Source organism: Sediminibacillus halophilus (genome assembly GCF_900103695.1).
Lineage (GTDB): Bacteria > Bacillota > Bacilli > Bacillales > Amphibacillaceae > Sediminibacillus > Sediminibacillus halophilus.
In genome coordinates, this window is the sequence record NZ_FNHF01000001.1 from 273,087 (window position 1) to 290,135 (window position 17,049).

Below are 17,049 nucleotides of genomic sequence, written 5' to 3' on the forward strand. Positions count from 1 at the left end.
TTTCTTATTCATCCAAACAATATATAATATAGATTAAAACTATCTCATTTCGAGATGAATGGGGAAGGTGAGCCTATGGAATTACGACAATTACGGTATTTTATGGAAGTTGCAGAGAGGGAACACGTATCAGAAGCAGCAGTGCATCTGCATGTGGCACAGTCGGCCATCAGCCGTCAGATCGCCAATCTGGAAGCAGAATTGGGAGTTGCTTTATTTGAACGGGAAGGCCGCAATGTAAAATTGACCCAAATAGGAAAAATATTCTTGACCCATGCCAAAACAGCGATGAAGGCAATCGATCATGCAAAAAAACAAATCGATGAACACCTGGACCCGGAGCGGGGAACGATTAAAATCGGGTTTCCGACGAGTTTGGCCAGCCATTTGCTGCCTGCAGTCATCTCGGAATTCAAGAAAAAGTATCCGAATATCGCTTTCCAATTGAGGCAAGGTTCTTATAATTATTTGGTTGATGCTGTGAAGAAACGGGAATTGGATTTAGCCTTTTTGGGGCCAGTATTGACGAACGACCCGGAAATAGATGGACGGATTCTTTTTTCTGAAGATATTTCAGCCCTTGTACCGGCATCCCATCGGTTAGCTGAAAGACAAAGCTTGCATTTAAGAGATATGAGAAATGAAGAGTTTGTCCTGTTTCCGGAAGGATTTATTTTGCGCAAAATTGCCATGGACGGATGCCGACAGGCTGGATTCACGCCTAGGATCTCTTCAGAGGGAGAAGATTTGGATGCGATTAAAGGACTTGTATCTGCCGGTATCGGCGTCACCCTGCTTCCTGAAAGTGTTTTTTCCGAGTCCACTCCCAGATTCACGAAAAAAATAACAATCGATACGCCGCATTTAAGACGGACTGTGGGCATCATTAAGCCGGCAACCAGAAATCTCGCTCCTTCGGAAAAAGTTTTTTACCAGTTTGTTCAGGACTTCTTTTCCGTGTTGGAACAATTTCAATAATATCAACTTAAAATATAAAGAGATAACTGACAAAATGGATATAGTATTACAAAAACCGAACGAGTTTTGCCTTAACGTTCGGTTTTTGCTTTGTCTACTATGTTTTTGTTCCCATCGCTGTTCCTCTTTATTAAGAAAACCAGCGCGTCCAAATGGCAAAAGGATCAAACAGCTTTCACCTTTTGGTATTGCTTTTTTTCGCCTTTGCTTCTAAATCAGAATGCGGCCTTTGATCTGCAGTATCTTCTGTAAGCCCTTGTGGGTTTACACTAGGTGCTGTCTGTCCTCTGTCACGCTTTTTTTCTCCAGCCATTACCGGAACACCTCCAACCATAGCATGGCAGAATTGTTGCCGTTTTATCCAAAATAATAATGATAGTGCAAGTTGCAATCCGGATTAAAAGCAGCATGACAGTAAGGACAGGTATTTGTTCCTTTATACGTTTCAATGGTTAGTTCCCTGTGACAATTCCCACATAATATGGCTTTCATCTTTCCAGCGGATTTCGGCCACACCTTTGCGGCATGTCCGGCTGCTTCCTGATGACAGCGATAGCAAGGATAATACGCATGGCAACAGGCAAATTTGATCGCAATGATATCTAATTCCGAATGGTAGTGTTCACACCTGGTTGCATGATCGATCACTTTGCCGTGTACCTCATGATTACCGATTAACACTTTTTCTCCTCCTATCCACAACAAAAGGCGGGTGGAAACCTTGATTTATCCGACCTGATTAAGCATTTTAGAGAAACCTCGGAGTTCCAACTCAGCAAATTTATGTTGAATCATTTCCGTGTTCACTTTCCAAATAGCATCTTCTAGTGCACACTCAATTGGTACCTCACAATGAATTTCTGCCAGCTTTCTGGATAAATGAAGCATATCCAGATTTTCTTCTATTTTTTTTCGGATGCCATTGGAAAGTTTCTCCAGATTAGCAAGAATCTCCTCAATAGAACCAAATTCCACCAACAACTTCAAAGCTGTTTTTTCACCTATCCCTTTCACACCCGGATAATTGTCTGATGTGTCTCCCATCAACGCTTTCATCTCTATTACTTGATAAGGAGAGATTCCCTTCGTTTCATGAAATGTATCCTTTCTATATACTGCGTAATTCCCTTGTCCCTTTTTCATGATTGCCACGGAAACTTGATCATCCACCAATTGAAGGATATCCTGATCTCCGGTCAAAATGACTACTTGATGTTCATTACCGTACTGTCGCGCGAGTGTTCCGATGCAATCATCGGCCTCAAAACCTTTCGTACCGACATTCGGAACATCAAAAGCTTCCATTACTTCTTTTATCAAATCGAATTGAGGTATCAGCTCGACCGGCGGCTCTCCTCGATTAGCTTTATATGGTGCATAAAGCTCATTGCGGAAGGTTTTACTTCCCATGTCCCAGCAGCAGATGACATGGCTAGGCTGAAATGTAGCGACAGCATCCAAAAAATATTTTAAAAAACCAAAAATACCGTTTGTCGGTATGCCTTTACTGTTAACCATGAAATTTCCTGTGAAGGAAGTGGCATAAAACCCCCTAAATAACAACGCCATTCCATCGACTAATAAAACATTATGTTGTTTATCCATATTATTTTCTCCCTTATTTACAGTGAAATAAATCATACCAATTTATATTTTAACACACAAACCACCTTACATAGAAAGGTTGACAAAAAACAATTAAATTGATAGATTTCTTTTCTCTATGATATAGTTAATTTTACAATTCAGAAGAACAGAAGGTGGAAGAACATGAGTAAACAAACCGCTTTGGCTACATTTGCAGGTGGTTGCTTTTGGTGCATGGTTAAACCGTTCGACCAATTCGAGGGCATTCATCAAGTGGTTTCAGGATATATGGGGGGGCATGTTGCAGATCCCACTTACGAACAAGTAAAAACAGGTGAAACCGGCCATTTTGAAGTGGTACAAATCAGCTATGATCCGAGTGTATTCTCTTATCAGCAGCTGCTGGACATCTACTGGCCACAGGTTGATCCTACTGACGATGGAGGGCAATTCCATGACAGGGGCAGCCAGTACCGTGCCGCCATCTTCTACCACGATGAAGAACAAAAGCAATTGGCAGAACAGTCGAAACAATCCATCATAGACAGTGGTCGATTTCAACAGCCTATCGTTACAGAAATTCTTCCTGCAAGTACCTTTTATCGTGCAGAGACGCACCACCAGGACTTTTATAAAAAAAATAAAAAATACTATCAGGAAGACAGGGCTAAATCCGGAAGAGATGAATTCATCGAAAACCATTGGTCTTGAATCATCCAGGTCTTCTTGCAGCTTATTTATTGTAACCAGTGCTTATTTCAGAGATTGGCCAAAGAAAATTCGTACAAAGCTGCAATCATACAATCTGGATAATGAGAAGGCGACACCGTTTCGCTTCATTTTATTGGTGGAACCTTCTCTTTTACTCTATTAATATAAATCGCCCCCTGATCGTACCCGTTAAATTATCAGCCATCCATTCTCTCACCTTCTCACAAACATAAAATAGTTTAAGATATATCTTCACCTTCCAGGGATGATCTATATTTTCTTTTTGATTAACCTTCAACCTATAGTTTACATAATAAAATTATGATATCCTTTTCCTAATCAGATAAAGAGAAGGCCTCTGCCAATAGTCGATAAGAATGAAGCTTTGCTTGGAAATCATAGATATTGGTAATGATCATCAGTTCATCGGTTTGGCATTCCTCAGCCAGTTTCTCTAGTTGCCGCTTTACCTGCTCTTGATTCCCGATAACCGCACGTTTCCGATTTTTTGCTATTGTTTCTTGATCTTCTCTCGAAAAGGACCTTTTTTTCACTTCTTCAATAGAAGGAACCTTTGTGTCTCTTCCTTTTCCAACATTCAACAACCATGCATCCTGGCTGATCGCTAATGCTTCCGCTTGTTTTTCTGTATCTGCGCAAACTACAAACACACAAACATTTACTTTTGGATCGGTTTGAAAAGTTGATGGCTTAAAGCGTTCCCTGTACGCTTCGATGGCAGCCTTTCCATTCTCCGGATTGATAAAATGTCCGTATGTGAAGCCCACCCCAAGGTTGGCGGCATTCTCAGCCCCCCGCTCTGACAAACCCAATATCCACATATCCGGCGCAGTATCGATGCGCGGACCTGCTTTCACTGTTTTAAACGGATGATCTGTAGGCAGCGTATTATGTAGAAAACCTTGCAAATCCGCAACCTGACGCGGAAAGGAACTAAGACTTTTTTTCTGTCCATCGGTCAGTGCCATTCTTGTTGTCTGATTGCCTCCTGGTGACCTTCCCAGTCCCAAGTCGATTCTGCCAGGATAAAAGGCTTCTAACATTTTAAAGTTTTCGGCTACATGAAGCGGGCTGTATTGGGGCAAGAGGACGCCTCCAGAGCCTACCTTGATTGTTTCGGTACGTGCAGCGATTTGACCGATTAAAACCTCCGGTGAAGTACTAGCCAGCCCGCTGGTACTATGGTGCTCGGCAACCCAGTATCTGGTAAAACCCAGTCTTTCTGTTTCCTGGGCAAGTTTGATTGTATGTTGTAATGCTTGTTCCGGGGATTCTCCCCGTGAAACAGGTGATTGATCCAGTATGCTTAACCTCATTGCTGTCACCTTCCTTTTTCTTGGTGGTTTGTCGTATTATTCCTTTATCATTTTTCTAAAGCCATAAAACGGGCGGAAGCCATTCTTTTCATAAAATTCCTTTGAGCCACTTGTTGCCAGCATTTCCATTCTTGTCTCCGGATACAAATGATAGACATAGGCGAGTAACTTTTTGCCAAGACCCAACCCGCGGTACTGCTTTGCAATTAACAGTTCACAAATATACAATGTGATTGCCGAATCCGTTAAACCTCTGATATATCCGACCACTTTTCCTCTGTCTTCTAAAACGTAAGCAATTTGTGATTGCTCCCATGCCCGTTTTGTCGTTTCCCAATTGACGACTAGGTTATTCCATCCTTCCCTTTCGTTCATGTTCTGGATTTGATCAAAATCATCCGATTCATATGTACGACAAAATACAGTGTGTTCCCCGTTTTTAATCTCCACTGTTTCATCCCTCATTCTTACTTATTTTTTGTTAAGTTCTATTTTACTATCACTATTCCAAATGGGCTAACCAGCCGCCTTCATTATTCATCAAAAAGCACGTCGGCCACTATGGGCCAACGTGCTTTTCGTTACTCACCAATTTTCAATTTCGGGTCGGTCTCCTTTACTGTTTCCCTTTTTGTTCGTTCTTCTGTCCAGTTCTTCTTTTACAGCATCAAGAGAAACACCCTGTTCTGCGAGCAGTACAAGGCTGTGGTACAGTAAGTCACTTACTTCGTTTACCACTTCCTGCTTATTGTTATTTTTTGCTGCTATGACGACCTCACCGGCTTCTTCGATCACTTTTTTACCAATTTTATCGATGCCCTTATCAAAAAGGTAATTTGTATAAGAGTTTTCAACACGGAATGCCTTCCGATTCTGGATTTCGGTTATTACTTGGTCGAAAATGTCTTCTATCCCGTTTTCTTTCTGTTCCTCTTTTTTTCCTTCCCCAGTCTCTTTATAGAAAAAACAGCTTCGTTTCCCGGTATGACAAGCAGGTCCTTTTGGATTCACCCGTACCAGTATGGTATCTCCGTCGCAATCCAGAAAAACCGATTGGACGGATTGATAATTTCCAGAAGTAGCCCCTTTATGCCATAATTCCTGGCGGGAACGGGAATAAAACCATGTTTGCCCCGTTTCCATTGTTTTTTGATAAGCTGTTTCATTCATATAAGCTACCATCAGTACGTCTCCTGTCAAATCATCTACAATGACTGCAGGCAGTAATCCTTTAGAAAAGTCCGGCTTCACGTATATCCACTCCTTGTGCCGCACAGCTTTGTTTTACTTGTTCAATCGAAAAAGTTCCTTCATGAAAGATGGATGCAGCCAAAGCAGCGGAAACATCGGTTTCCCGGAACACTTCGCTGAAGTGCTCGGGCTTGCCGCAACCGCCGGAAGCTATGACTGGGATGCGGACAGATTCAACAACAATCCTGGTCAATTCCAGATCAAAACCGTCCTTTACTCCATCCGTGTCGACACTAGTCAGTAATATCTCTCCCGCACCTTGCAGTTCTGCTTCTCTTACCCAATCCAAAGCGTCTATTCCACTATCCTTGCTGCCACCGTGAGTCATGACATGCCAACTATTTTCCATATATTTTGCATCCACGGCTACTACCACACATTGCGAGCCAAAACGACTTGCAGCTTCCCGAATCAAAGCAGGATTCGCAACAGCTGCTGAGTTTATTGCTACTTTATCCGCGCCAGCTTGTAGAAGCCTTGTTACATCTTCGATCGACTTTACCCCTCCCCCTACAGTAAAGGGAACAAATACCGTCTCTGCAGTCTTTTTGACAATATTCAACATCGTCTGCCTACCTTCATTGGTAGCTGAAATATCCAAGAATATAATTTCGTCTGCACCTGCCTGGGAATAAGCAGAAGCCATTTCAACTGGATCTCCCATTTCCCTAAGCGACACAAAGTTGGTCCCTTTCACTACTTTTCCTTCTTTGACATCCAAACATGGAATAATTCGTTTGACGATCAATCGAAAGCCCCCTTTAGTGAGACTCGTCCATCATAAATCGCTTTGCCGACAATCGCTTCCTTAATTCCGATTTTTTCCAATTTGCGAAGATCGTCCATATCTTTAATTCCTCCGGAAGCGACAATGTTACAGTCCACCGCTTGGGAAATTTGCTGTAAGGCTTGCAAATTAGGACCACTCAACGTACCATCTTTGGAAATATCGGTGAAAACGATTGTTTTAACCCCCAGTCCTTCCATTTCTCTGGCAAAATCGATAAAATCAATTTCCAAAACCGTTTCCCATCCTCTTACTGCGACTTTACCATCTTTAGCATCGATCCCAATGACAACATGTTCAGGGTATGTTTTCAGGACAGCTTTCAAAAAAGCATCATCTTCAAGAGCAGAGGTTCCGAGAACCAATCTGGAAGCACCTGCTTTAAGTAAACGCTCGACCGTATCCATCGTCCTGATCCCCCCACCAACTTCGATCGGGACAGTTGATAAACGACACAGGCGAGTGATAAGCTCCAGCTGGCTGCCTTTGCCGCTCCTCGCACCGTCCAAATCAACAATATGAATCATATCAGCCCCATCTCGGATGAATGCAGCCAACTGCGCCTCCGGATCCATACCCACCTGGGTGGAGCGGGAAAAATCACCCTGATATAAACGAACGCATTTTCCATCGATTAAATCTATTGCTGGGATAATTTTCATCTTGCTGCCTCCTGTAGAAATGTCTTTAAGATATCGACGCCAACTTCACCGCTTTTTTCTGGATGAAATTGAATACCATAGACTTTACCCTTTTTCACAATAGCCGGTACAGTCATTCCGTATTCTGCTGTTGCCGCAATATAAGCTTCATTTGTTTGTACTGCGAAGCTATGGACAAAGTAAACGTGTTTACCCGTGTATTGCGAGAATGGATTACCCTCTCCTTCGGCTTCCAAAGCATTCCATCCAATATGAGGAAGAATATGTTTAGTTTCCATTTTTTCAATAGTCCCCGGTAGAATAGAAAGTCCTTCTGTTTCTCCGCCTTCAAAACCTTTGTCAAATAAAAGTTGCATTCCCAGACAGATACCTAAAAAAGGTTTTTCCTCTGCCATTTCACGCAAAAGGTTCTTTAACCCTCTTTTCTCTATTTCTTCCATGGCTGCTTGAAAAGAACCCACCCCCGGAAGGACAATGTGGGTGGCCTCCTGCAATACTTCCCTGTCATCGGTGATCGTCACTTCATATCCGAGCTTATACAAAGCTGTCGACACGCTTGCTACATTCCCCATGCCATAATCAATAATTGCGATCATTCGATAATCCCCTTTGTTGAATTGACTCCATCGATTTCCGGGTTGATGGTAATTGCTTCAGCAAAGGCTCTTCCGAGAGCTTTAAAGATCGCTTCTATCTTATGATGGTTATTCGAACCATGAATGACCTTTGCATGCAAGGTTATGCCTGCTTGAAAGGCAAATGCCTGCAGAAACTCCCTTACCAATTCTGTATCGAAGTTTCCTATGCTCGGAGTAGTAAACGCTGCATCAAAAACGAGAAACGGCCTTCCGCTAATATCGATCGCCACAAATCCAAGGGACTCGTCCATTGGTACATAGGCGTGGCCATACCGGTTGATTTTTTGTTTATTCCCGAGAGCAGACCGTATGGTTTGCCCCAAAACAATGCCCACGTCTTCTACAGTATGATGACTATCAATATGTAAGTCACCTTCTGCTTCTACTCGGAGTCCAATTCTTCCGTGACGAGCAAACAATTCTAGCATATGATCAAAAAAACCCACTCCCGTTGTGACTGACACAACTGATGAGTCATCAAGATTGCAATCGACATTGACCTCCGTTTCAGTGGTTTTTCTCTGTTTACTCGCTGCTCTCATTTTTTTCATCCCCTTCTTCCATTGCTGCTCTTTGTTTCACCGCTCGTGAATGCCCTTCAAGCTCTTCAGTCTCTGCTATATTGCGCACATGCGTGGAGGCTGTCTGCAAAGCCTTTTCCGAATAATAAAGAAAGGTGGTCTTTTTTATAAAATCGTCTACAGACAAGCCGGAAGAGAATCTTGCTGTACCAGCTGTTGGCAATACATGGTTAGGTCCTGCATAGTAATCACCCAATGCTTCCGGCGTATAGCTGCCGAGGAAAACAGAACCGGCGTTTTGGACTTTTCCCAGCAGTTGAAGTGGTGCAGCTGTCTGAATCTCCAAATGCTCAGGGGCAAGCCGGTTTGCCAGTATAAATGCCTCATCTAAGTCATCAACGAGAACAATTGCTCCATTTTCTGTTAAAGATGCTTCCGCAATTTCCCGTCTTGGCAGACTGGTGCATTGCTGTTCTATCTGTGTGCTTGTAGTTTCGGCTAGTCTTTGAGAAGTAGTGAACAGTACAGCCCTGGCAGCTTTATCATGCTCTGCCTGGGCTATCATGTCTGCTGCTACAAATGCCGGATCAGCTGTTTCATCAGCAATTATGCATACTTCAGAAGGTCCGGCAATCATGTCGATGCCTACATCCCCAAAAACCAATGACTTGGCAGCAGCTACATACGCATTGCCCGGACCAACAATTTTATCTACTGCTGGAATGGATTCCGTTCCATAAGCAAGTGCAGCTATAGCCTGTATTCCGCCGATTTTGTAAATAGAATCGACCCCGGCAATGTCTGCTGCAACCGACAATACCGGAGAGATGTTTTCTCCGTTTCTTGCTGGTGTCACCATGATCACTTGTTTGACGCCGGCAAGAACAGCAGGTATCGTATTCATTAATACAGTTGATGGGTAGCTGGCTGTACCGCCTGGAACATAGATTCCCACCCGTTCAATTGGCCGGTATAATTGGCCGGAGATAATATCCTCTGTCATCTCCATAAATCGTGTGTTTTGCAGCTGTTTTTTGTGGAACGATTTAATGTTGTCAGCTGATGCTCTTAATGAATCGATAACCTCAGCAGATACTGCCTCCCACGCCTGCTTCCGTTCTTTCTCCTCAACCCGCCAAGCGACAGGTATTTCCCCATCAAACTTTTTTACATAACGTTTTAATGCTTCGTCACCGTCTGTCCGGATATCATCAATCACTTGTTTCGCGGTTTGTAAAATATCGCTATCCAGCCGACTGTCCATTTTCCTTGTCAAGAACAGCTCGGTATATTTTTCTGCCGAATAAATGGTGATCATTGGATAGGCACTCCTTTCTGCAATGCTTCCACGACAGGGGCCAGGAGATCCTTTTTTAATATTAGAGAGGAACGGTTTGCGATGCATCGCGCACTGTACTGATGGAACTCCTCTTTGATGACCAGCCCATTTTCTTTTAAAGTCGTACCAGTTTCCACGATATCGACAATCCCATCGGCCAATCCGAGAATCGGAGCGAGCTCAACTGATCCTTCTAATTTTACGACATCAACCGATTCTCCTTTTCGCCTGAAAAATTCTTTGGTAATGTTTGGATATTTACTTGCAATTGTGCGTTTGCGTTCGGGCCAATCGATTCCTGCTTCAGCTGCGAGTGCCATCCGGCATTTGCCGAATGGAAGCGGCAGCAAATTATAGACATTAGGCTGAAATTCAGCAAGGATGTCTTCCCCGACTATTCCCAAGTCAGCGATTCCGTGTTCTACATACGTTGTGACATCCACCCCTTTTGCAAACACGAACTGGAAATCTTCCGTCTCGACCCTTAGCTTTCTTCCCTTGTTCAACAACGGCGAGATATCATATTCCAATGATTGAAAAAATTCAAGAAACTGTTTTTCCAAACGCCCTTTGGTTAAAGCAATACAAGGCTTCATCGTTCCACCACCTTCCAACAATTCGCTTTTTCCATAACCTCCATTATACGATCATAATGCGTTGACTCTTTGTCCGGTAAGTCATAACGAATGTCTACAATCATATCAGGAAAATCTGAACGGATCCTTTCAGCATATGCGTGGCTTTCTGGTGAGGCCAACAGACAAACTTTCTCTCGGTTCTGCGCAGAACTGATTTGTCCTGATAATATATCTATGTCAAATGCAAGTCCTACAGCTGAATGGCGTTCGTCAAATTGCTCATATAATGTGTCATACCTGCCTCCGGAAAAACAAGTGGAGCCATTCTCCCGGAGGTAGCCCCTGAACATCGTTCCACAATAGTAAGGAAGATTCTTCACCCTTCCTAAATCGACCAAAGTTTCATTTATGCCACAGTCACTCAATAACTGTACCAGGCTTTTTAAATGCCGGACGATTTCGAGAAGGCGCTGATTATTTTTCCAGTGCTTTTCATATTCTTCCAGCAATTCTGCAGTCCCGTATGCATCTACCAGTTTTGTCAATTCTTCAGCGATTGTCTGTGAACCTGCATGGTTCGCCAGATGGAAAACTTCATCTTTCCGTTTATCATGCATTGCTTGCCTCAGTTTCTCCGACTGAAAAAGATCGAGTTTTAAAGGCGCTGTCAGTTCTTCGAATATTTCAGAATGCCCCAGTTCGATTAAGTAGTCCTCGACCTCTAATTCATTTAAATAATCAACCGCGGTAAGCAAGGATTCGCTTTCACCCAGGAATGATGGCGCATGTACGATTTCAATACCGGCCTGCCTGCTTTCCATTCCATGTTTGTCACTGCGAAATACAGACCCTTGGTAGCACCATTTATGTTCTGAAGGTGGCTGATTCACTAATGCCCGTGCTATGGCTGTCGTCCAGTCGGGCCGAAGCACCTCGATTTCTCCCTCATGATTAAACCATTTTAACATCGGCTGTAAGGCCATCCCTGCGTATGAATTGGTAAAGGTTCGAGCATATTCGACGACCGGCGTTGAAATCGGTTGATAATTTCGCTTTTCGGTAATTTTAGTAAAAATTTCAAATGCCCGAAATCGCTTGTTTATTTGTTGTCCGACTTCGTCCTGGCTTCCTGCTGGCAAAAACATATTAACACCACTTTCCGTTTAAATCCTTTATCTTTTTACCACTCTACCACTTTACTTGAGTAAAGCAACTTGTTATTATGAATTTAGCACACTTCTTTATCAGCGTCAACACGGCATACATGTAGCTTCAAAATACTCAATCGCTTTGGTATCTTTATATAAAACTAGAATTAAGACTATGAGAGGCGGTAGTACATGAACATAAGCGGCGATTTTCACGTCCATAGCCAGTTTTGCCCGCATGGCACCTCAGATAGGATGGAAGCATATGTAAAACAGGCGATAGAGTCCGGACTTACTCATTTAACCTTTACCGAGCACGCACCGCTTCCTGCTGATTTTTCCGATCCTGCTCCTTCAAAAGACAGCAGTATGCCGGCAGAGTCTGTTAAAACCTATTTAGAAAAAGCGCGGCATCTGAAAAAGAAATATCATGATAAATTAGTTATCCAAGTTGGATTGGAAGTTGACTATATAGCTGGATTCGAGAAGGAAACTTGTAGGCTATTGGAAAAATGGGGACCACTGATTGACGATGCCATTCTTTCGGTACACATGCTCCGCAGTCCTGTAGGCAAATTTGTTTGTCTGGATTACAGTGCCGAAGAATTTGCAGCCATCGTTTCCCTATTTGGTTCCGTCGATGCCGTTTATCAAGCTTACTATCGTACTCTTCTACACGCTATAACGAGTGACTTGGGGCGTTTTAAACCGAAGCGGCTTGGCCATATCACCCTCGTGGAAAAATTCAAAAAGACATTTCCGCCCGCTCGAATATTCGAACAGGAAATCTTAGAAATTCTTTCCCTAATGGCCGAAAACGGAATGGAATTAGACATCAATACAGCGGGTTTGTATAAAGAATACTGTCAATCCATTTATCCTCCGGAAAGGTTTATTCGACAAGCTTATGAATTAGGGATACCGCTTGTCCCAGGCTCCGATAGTCATCAAGCAGCTCAAATTGCTCGGGGCTTTGGAAACTTGCCTGATCTTCAATATGCTTTACCTCAAGGTATTTAGCTAACTGAACATGCTTTTTCAGTGTTTTCCCACATGATTCTTTACACCGAAGTGGACAAGGATTTTCTTCTATTTTATCATAAGAAAAGTGCAGCACTCTCCACCAAGAGTACTGCACTTTTAAACATTTATTTGGTTTTTCCCTGCTTATCCTTTTCTTCATTTCGATCTATCGTACCGTCCGTAAGACCACTTTCCACTTGTTTATGTGTCTTATCCAAGCCTTTCTCCACGTCGGTATCTTTGGATTTTTCTCCTTGGTAATTTTTTTCAGAAAGTTCTTTGCTTTGGTCGTTTGTTACTTTATCTTTGTCAGCCATGGTTTGTGCCTCCTTGATGAAATTATCTTTCCTACTTAGTACATTTACGTTCTTACCGGACTTTAAACCTTTTCGCAGGAAAGGAATAACCATCTCAAGTCAGCAATGCTGCAATTCTTTGTTTCTTTGTATCCAATTCATCGACGTCTACCTCATCCGCTAAACTATAAAGCAAACCCTCGAAATATTCCGATATCGACTCCATGTATTCTGCTTTTATCTTCGCTAAGCAGTTTTTCCATTGTTCGCTGTACCAATCGAGGATTTCTTGCTTGTTGTCCAATAGGTAATGCTCCACCATCGGATCAAGCTCTTCATGGAGACGCTGCTTCACCTTTTCTTTCCCGTTTTTCTCAAAAAAGTGCCTGGCAGATTTGTACATGGCAATTGCAGGCTTAAACCGTTGTATGTCTACCTCCTCCAAGGCTTGTGAAAAAGCAGGTGTCTCAAATGGGTATTCTGTTATTTCTGAAAAAATGACATCGGACTGGATATTGGAACAAGCACGCTGCAGCTGCATGCTCCACTCCCCGGCTTTTTGATTCATGAAAAGCTCCATCCGCAGTGAAACCGCCCGAAGTTCCTGAGCAAGTTCAAAGCCGATATCTTTTAGCAACGTGTCCAGTGCATGCTGCAAATCACGCTCTGCCTCTTTGCCATCCCCCGATATCGTTGCCGGGTTGAACGATTCTTTGAATCGATCGGTGAATTGAATCGACATTCGTTCGTGCACGTAATACAGTTGTTTTTCCAGTTTTTGGTCAATTTCTTTTTTCACAAGCTCAGAGTCCAACGTTTCCACGACTTTTTTCATTTCATCTCTGTTTTTTTGATAAAGTTGTTTTTTCTGTTGTTTTTCCTGTTGGTCTAAATTCGCTGATTTAATATAGGCAGCCAGTTGATTTTCCGTCCGTTGAATATCATGTACCGACGAATGGATCATCAGCTGCATCATCTCTTCTTTAAGAAATTGAAAAAATGCCGTTTCAAACTCATCTATCCCTGAATTACCCGATTGTTTTTCCTGTCCTTCCTTTTCTCTCATGCCGAGGTGGCTGGACACTGGAAAGAGCCGCGGATTTCTAATCCCCAAACTGAGCAGTTGATCGGTAACATAGTTGGTTACAAGTTGCAATTCCTGTTGATTGGCTGCCAAGTCTGCCGCATTCACGAGAAAAAACATTTTATCAAGACTGAAAGCATCCTTCACTCTGCCGAGTTGAATTAAAAAGTCTCGATCAGCCTTAGAAAAGGGATGGTTATAATACGTCACAAACAAGATGGCATCTGCTTGTTTAATGTATTGAAACGCAACATCAGAATGCCTTGAATTGATAGAATCCGCTCCAGGTGTATCGACCAACGTGATACCCTGACGTGTTAGTGGGCAATCATAGAATAACTCCATCCATTCTACATAACAAGCAAGGGATTCGTCTGAGACAAATGAAGGAAACTCCGTCAGCGATACGACCTGTACTCTTCCTAACTGCTGTTTTAATTTACTGTAGCCTTCCATCACGGCAGTTAAAAATGACTGGTGCATTTCTTTTAAGCCATGTAGATTGGCTCCATCGTTTTGCTGTAGCCAATCAATAATCTCCGACAATTCGTAAAACTTTGGAATCCTTCCGTTTGTTTCATCCAGGATGACCGTTAATTCATGAAAGATTTCCAACTCACTTTTACATTTGACCCTTACACTCCCATGGGGAAATTCATCCGTTGGCGGGCAAATTTTGTTGATTGCTGCCGTGGTCGGATTCGGTGAAACAGGCAAAACACGTTCCCCCATCAGTACATTCGCAAATGAAGATTTTCCCGCACTGAAAGCACCGAACAAAGCAATCGTAATATCTCTTCTTGTCAGCTTATCCCGTTTAACAAGTAAATCTTGATAAATAGTATGGAAACCTTTTACATCCTTGATTTCCGCCATTGCTTGTTCCACCTTTTTGACGGTCTCCATAACCGACAGATGGCCAGGCAGTTCGATTTCCTCTTCGATTGATTTTGATTCAGGAGGCACTCCAGGATCTTCCGACAGGATAACTTCTTCCTCTGACTCCCGAAAGAGAACGGCATCTTTCTTATCTTGAATTTGCCGTCTCATTGTCTCCAATGTCCGGCTAATAAAAGGTTGGTCGTTCTGAACCTGGTATACATCCTTTTTTTCTGCTTCAAATCGTTCATCTGTTTTGTAAAGCTTTTCTTCTATTTGCTGATATTGCTCAGCCCGTTCTACGGCTTGTACTTGTTTGCGCTTATCTGATTCGGCCTGTTCCCGGACAAAGGCAGTCACTTGTTCAATAATACTCATGGCTAGTTGTTTGGACGACTGCTTGATCGCTTGCGAGACATCTTCCGTATAAACCAGTAAGTATTCACCGTTTAACGTAGCTCCGGGTTTTATCAGTTCCGTCAAGCGTTTTTTTGGGAACTGTACCGAGAATTTCTGAATCGATTTAATAATGGAAACGTCATTTATTTGCATATATTTAACTGTTTCCATCAGTTTATCACGGATTTTCCAGTCAATGGCTGCTTCGACTATCGTGCTAAGCGACGCATGAAATGCTTGCAATCGTTGCTCGCGAACTTGTTCTATTTTCTTCTTACTGGAAAATAGACCTGGCTTAAATTTCGGCTGCATCGATTCCAGATATGCCTTTGCCTGTTCCCTAAGCTCGAATGGCATGAGATAGGCATTTTTGAGCGTTGTATTCACTGTATTTTTCAAGTCCTTCTCTGCCTGTTCGGGCAGTGTTTCGAGCCTTTTCAATTCCTCCCTGGCCTCTTCTACTGTTTCCGAATCTTCCTTGCCGTCCAATTGATATAATTGTTGGAAATAATCCGCTTTTTCCTGTTCTATTTTTTCTTGATAGGCGTTCAAATAATCTGATGCTAATTTTTTTGCGGAAAACACAACGGTTTCCTCTACTAAATCAATTTTATATTTCATCAACTGCTGCAGTTCTGTTTGCAGTGTCTGAAATTGACTAAAAGTGTGTCCCAGTTCTTTCAAGCTAGTATAAAAAATAGCTTCCGGCTCCAAATCCCATTTTTCAAGCGTCTTCGTTAAACTATTTTTAAATTGTTGAAATGACAATTCCCGTTCCTGATGTTTATCTATTTGGTTTATGATGATGTAAATGCGCTTTCCTTCTTGCTGGGCCTGCTTCATAAACGAAAGATTTACCTCTGACTGAACATGATTATAATCCATCACATAAAAAAGCACATCCACTAAATGCATGGAGGATTCGGTTATTACTCTGTCTGCATCGTTTGATGAATCAATACCAGGAGTATCCAACAAGGCTACTCCTTTAGGGAGATGCTGGTTCTTGGCAGCTATTTCGACTCGTTTTATCGCATCACCATTTTTACAATGGGCCTGAATTGTATCAAAATCATAAGGTTCCTTATACAACAATGGGTCTCCCTCTTTGAAAAACACACGGGCAGTTCCATCTCCGGCCAGTATTTTCACAACATTTGCACTGGTGGGAATTGGGCTGGAAGGTAAGAGATCATTGCCAAGTAACTCGTTGATCATCGTTGACTTACCGGCTGAAAAGTGGCCTGCAAAACAAATGACAAACTCATGGGAATCCAACTTTTCCAACAAGTCAAGCGCTTTGTCTGCTAATTCTGTTTGTCCGGCTTCCGTGAATTTCGCATACAATGCCCCAAGATGTTGTGTTGTAGATTGACTTATAGTGCTGTTCATTTATGTTCATGCTCCCTTTTTTTGCTGGAATAAGAAGTTTGCAATGCAGTAATACAGGGGAGTGTACTTCATTGCTTGTCTATTGAATGAAACTGCGAAATAGTTTTCTCATGGCGCCTCTTTCAGGTCTCTACTAGCAGTGCGACTCTGCGGAAATACCCTGCGCTATAAACAGCATCCTGTTTCTAACCGAGGATACTGCTCATTCACATGGAATACTTCCCTAGGCTTATCATGTACAAAGATAATTGATTTTTCATTTTCGAAGATTCTATGTGCTCTGTCTCCACTGCCGAAAGCTTCATTTTCTCGTTTCCCCGGTGTTGGGTTAGCAATAATTCTATAAAGGATCTGAAGAGTAACATGCAATGCTGTAAATACAATCAATGCCATTTCCCTCATAAAACACCGATTTCCTGACAAGATTATTATACGTGCA

Annotated in this window: 18 protein-coding genes; 3 read left to right on the forward strand and 15 right to left on the reverse strand. The window is 42.5% G+C overall.

Features of this window, described 5'->3' with window-relative positions:
* The first annotated feature begins 75 nt into the window (after positions 1–75).
* On the forward strand, positions 76–978 hold the full coding sequence (gene gltC / locus BLR82_RS01445; RefSeq protein WP_074597238.1) for a glutamate biosynthesis transcriptional regulator GltC: 903 nt from the start codon (positions 76–78) through the stop codon (positions 976–978).
* A 175-nt stretch (positions 979–1,153) separates the two neighbouring features.
* On the opposite strand, the gene sspL is transcribed toward gltC, so the two are convergent.
* From sspL to BLR82_RS01460, 3 genes are read right to left on the reverse strand one after another with little or no spacing between them, the layout of a single operon-like run.
* Positions 1,154–1,291, reverse strand: a complete 138-nt coding sequence (gene sspL, locus BLR82_RS01450) for a small, acid-soluble spore protein L (RefSeq protein WP_074597239.1) — start codon at positions 1,289–1,291, stop codon at positions 1,154–1,156.
* 44 nt (positions 1,292–1,335) lie between these two features.
* Complete coding sequence (locus BLR82_RS01455; protein WP_074597240.1) at positions 1,336–1,659, reverse strand: CHY zinc finger protein; 324 nt, start codon at positions 1,657–1,659, stop codon at positions 1,336–1,338.
* Between the two features lie 45 nt (positions 1,660–1,704).
* Complete coding sequence (locus tag BLR82_RS01460) at positions 1,705–2,583, reverse strand: 5'-3' exonuclease (RefSeq protein WP_074597241.1); 879 nt, start codon at positions 2,581–2,583, stop codon at positions 1,705–1,707.
* A gap of 165 nt (positions 2,584–2,748) precedes the next feature.
* Between BLR82_RS01460 and msrA the strand changes: the two genes are divergently transcribed.
* Positions 2,749–3,276: a peptide-methionine (S)-S-oxide reductase MsrA gene (gene msrA, locus BLR82_RS01465; protein ID WP_074597242.1), complete on the forward strand. Its 528-nt coding sequence runs from the start codon at positions 2,749–2,751 to the stop codon at positions 3,274–3,276.
* 335 nt (positions 3,277–3,611) lie between these two features.
* On the opposite strand, the gene BLR82_RS01470 is transcribed toward msrA, so the two are convergent.
* The 10 genes from BLR82_RS01470 to BLR82_RS01515 all read right to left on the reverse strand — a co-directional run bounded on the left by BLR82_RS01470 (position 3,612) and on the right by BLR82_RS01515 (position 11,534).
* The gene (locus BLR82_RS01470; RefSeq protein ID WP_074597243.1) at positions 3,612–4,613 is read right to left on the reverse strand and encodes an LLM class flavin-dependent oxidoreductase; all 1,002 of its coding nucleotides are present in this window, start codon (positions 4,611–4,613) and stop codon (positions 3,612–3,614) included.
* Between the two features lie 36 nt (positions 4,614–4,649).
* Positions 4,650–5,063: a GNAT family N-acetyltransferase gene (locus BLR82_RS01475; RefSeq protein ID WP_245693623.1), complete on the reverse strand. Its 414-nt coding sequence runs from the start codon at positions 5,061–5,063 to the stop codon at positions 4,650–4,652.
* A gap of 135 nt (positions 5,064–5,198) precedes the next feature.
* A complete protein-coding gene (gene hisIE, locus BLR82_RS01480; protein ID WP_074597245.1) occupies positions 5,199–5,864 on the reverse strand; it encodes a bifunctional phosphoribosyl-AMP cyclohydrolase/phosphoribosyl-ATP diphosphatase HisIE in 666 nt (221 codons plus the stop codon).
* Entirely contained in the window at positions 5,845–6,612 is a 768-nt protein-coding gene (hisF, locus tag BLR82_RS01485) for an imidazole glycerol phosphate synthase subunit HisF (RefSeq protein WP_074597246.1), read from the reverse strand. The genes hisIE and hisF overlap by 20 nt, the downstream gene beginning before the upstream one ends.
* Positions 6,609–7,313, reverse strand: a complete 705-nt coding sequence (gene hisA, locus BLR82_RS01490; protein WP_074597247.1) for a 1-(5-phosphoribosyl)-5-[(5-phosphoribosylamino)methylideneamino]imidazole-4-carboxamide isomerase — start codon at positions 7,311–7,313, stop codon at positions 6,609–6,611. Before hisA ends, hisF begins: the two co-directional genes overlap by 4 nt.
* On the reverse strand, positions 7,310–7,909 hold the full coding sequence (gene hisH, locus BLR82_RS01495) for an imidazole glycerol phosphate synthase subunit HisH (protein WP_074597248.1): 600 nt from the start codon (positions 7,907–7,909) through the stop codon (positions 7,310–7,312). Before hisH ends, hisA begins: the two co-directional genes overlap by 4 nt.
* On the reverse strand, positions 7,906–8,493 hold the full coding sequence (gene hisB, locus BLR82_RS01500; RefSeq protein WP_074597249.1) for an imidazoleglycerol-phosphate dehydratase HisB: 588 nt from the start codon (positions 8,491–8,493) through the stop codon (positions 7,906–7,908). Before hisB ends, hisH begins: the two co-directional genes overlap by 4 nt.
* Positions 8,477–9,790 carry a histidinol dehydrogenase gene (hisD, locus tag BLR82_RS01505; protein WP_074597250.1) on the reverse strand — a complete coding sequence of 438 codons (1,314 nt, stop codon included), beginning with the start codon at positions 9,788–9,790 and terminating at the stop codon, positions 8,477–8,479. The genes hisB and hisD overlap by 17 nt, the downstream gene beginning before the upstream one ends.
* Entirely contained in the window at positions 9,787–10,407 is a 621-nt protein-coding gene (gene hisG / locus BLR82_RS01510) for an ATP phosphoribosyltransferase (RefSeq protein WP_074597251.1), read from the reverse strand. The genes hisD and hisG overlap by 4 nt, the downstream gene beginning before the upstream one ends.
* Complete coding sequence (locus BLR82_RS01515; RefSeq protein WP_074597252.1) at positions 10,404–11,534, reverse strand: ATP phosphoribosyltransferase regulatory subunit; 1,131 nt, start codon at positions 11,532–11,534, stop codon at positions 10,404–10,406. The genes hisG and BLR82_RS01515 overlap by 4 nt, the downstream gene beginning before the upstream one ends.
* A gap of 195 nt (positions 11,535–11,729) precedes the next feature.
* On the opposite strand from BLR82_RS01515, the gene hisJ reads away from it, so the two are divergent.
* Entirely contained in the window at positions 11,730–12,557 is an 828-nt protein-coding gene (hisJ, locus tag BLR82_RS01520) for a histidinol-phosphatase HisJ (protein ID WP_074597253.1), read from the forward strand.
* Between the two features lie 128 nt (positions 12,558–12,685).
* On the opposite strand, the gene BLR82_RS01525 is transcribed toward hisJ, so the two are convergent.
* On the reverse strand, positions 12,686–12,877 hold the full coding sequence (locus BLR82_RS01525) for a DUF4025 domain-containing protein (RefSeq protein ID WP_074597254.1): 192 nt from the start codon (positions 12,875–12,877) through the stop codon (positions 12,686–12,688).
* A 94-nt stretch (positions 12,878–12,971) separates the two neighbouring features.
* On the reverse strand, positions 12,972–16,610 hold the full coding sequence (locus tag BLR82_RS01530; protein WP_074597255.1) for a dynamin family protein: 3,639 nt from the start codon (positions 16,608–16,610) through the stop codon (positions 12,972–12,974).
* Between the last annotated feature and the right edge of the window lie 439 nt (positions 16,611–17,049).

Excerpts from the sequence above, each read along its gene's own strand:
- BLR82_RS01515 (WP_074597252.1), bottom strand. The coding sequence starts at position 11,534 with ATGTTTTTGCCAGCAGGAAGCCAGGACGAAGTCGGACAACAAATAAAC.
- hisB (WP_074597249.1), bottom strand. The coding sequence starts at position 8,493 with ATGAGAGCAGCGAGTAAACAGAGAAAAACCACTGAAACGGAGGTCAAT.
- BLR82_RS01530 (WP_074597255.1), bottom strand. The coding sequence starts at position 16,610 with ATGAACAGCACTATAAGTCAATCTACAACACAACATCTTGGGGCATTG.
- BLR82_RS01460 (WP_074597241.1), bottom strand. The coding sequence starts at position 2,583 with ATGGATAAACAACATAATGTTTTATTAGTCGATGGAATGGCGTTGTTA.
- hisJ (WP_074597253.1), top strand. The coding sequence starts at position 11,730 with ATGAACATAAGCGGCGATTTTCACGTCCATAGCCAGTTTTGCCCGCAT.
- sspL (WP_074597239.1), bottom strand. The coding sequence starts at position 1,291 with ATGGCTGGAGAAAAAAAGCGTGACAGAGGACAGACAGCACCTAGTGTA.
- hisA (WP_074597247.1), bottom strand. The coding sequence starts at position 7,313 with ATGAAAATTATCCCAGCAATAGATTTAATCGATGGAAAATGCGTTCGT.
- gltC (WP_074597238.1), top strand. The coding sequence starts at position 76 with ATGGAATTACGACAATTACGGTATTTTATGGAAGTTGCAGAGAGGGAA.
- msrA (WP_074597242.1), top strand. The coding sequence starts at position 2,749 with ATGAGTAAACAAACCGCTTTGGCTACATTTGCAGGTGGTTGCTTTTGG.
- BLR82_RS01525 (WP_074597254.1), bottom strand. The coding sequence starts at position 12,877 with ATGGCTGACAAAGATAAAGTAACAAACGACCAAAGCAAAGAACTTTCT.
- hisD (WP_074597250.1), bottom strand. The coding sequence starts at position 9,790 with ATGATCACCATTTATTCGGCAGAAAAATATACCGAGCTGTTCTTGACA.
- BLR82_RS01470 (WP_074597243.1), bottom strand. The coding sequence starts at position 4,613 with ATGAGGTTAAGCATACTGGATCAATCACCTGTTTCACGGGGAGAATCC.
- hisG (WP_074597251.1), bottom strand. The coding sequence starts at position 10,407 with ATGAAGCCTTGTATTGCTTTAACCAAAGGGCGTTTGGAAAAACAGTTT.
- hisH (WP_074597248.1), bottom strand. The coding sequence starts at position 7,909 with ATGATCGCAATTATTGATTATGGCATGGGGAATGTAGCAAGCGTGTCG.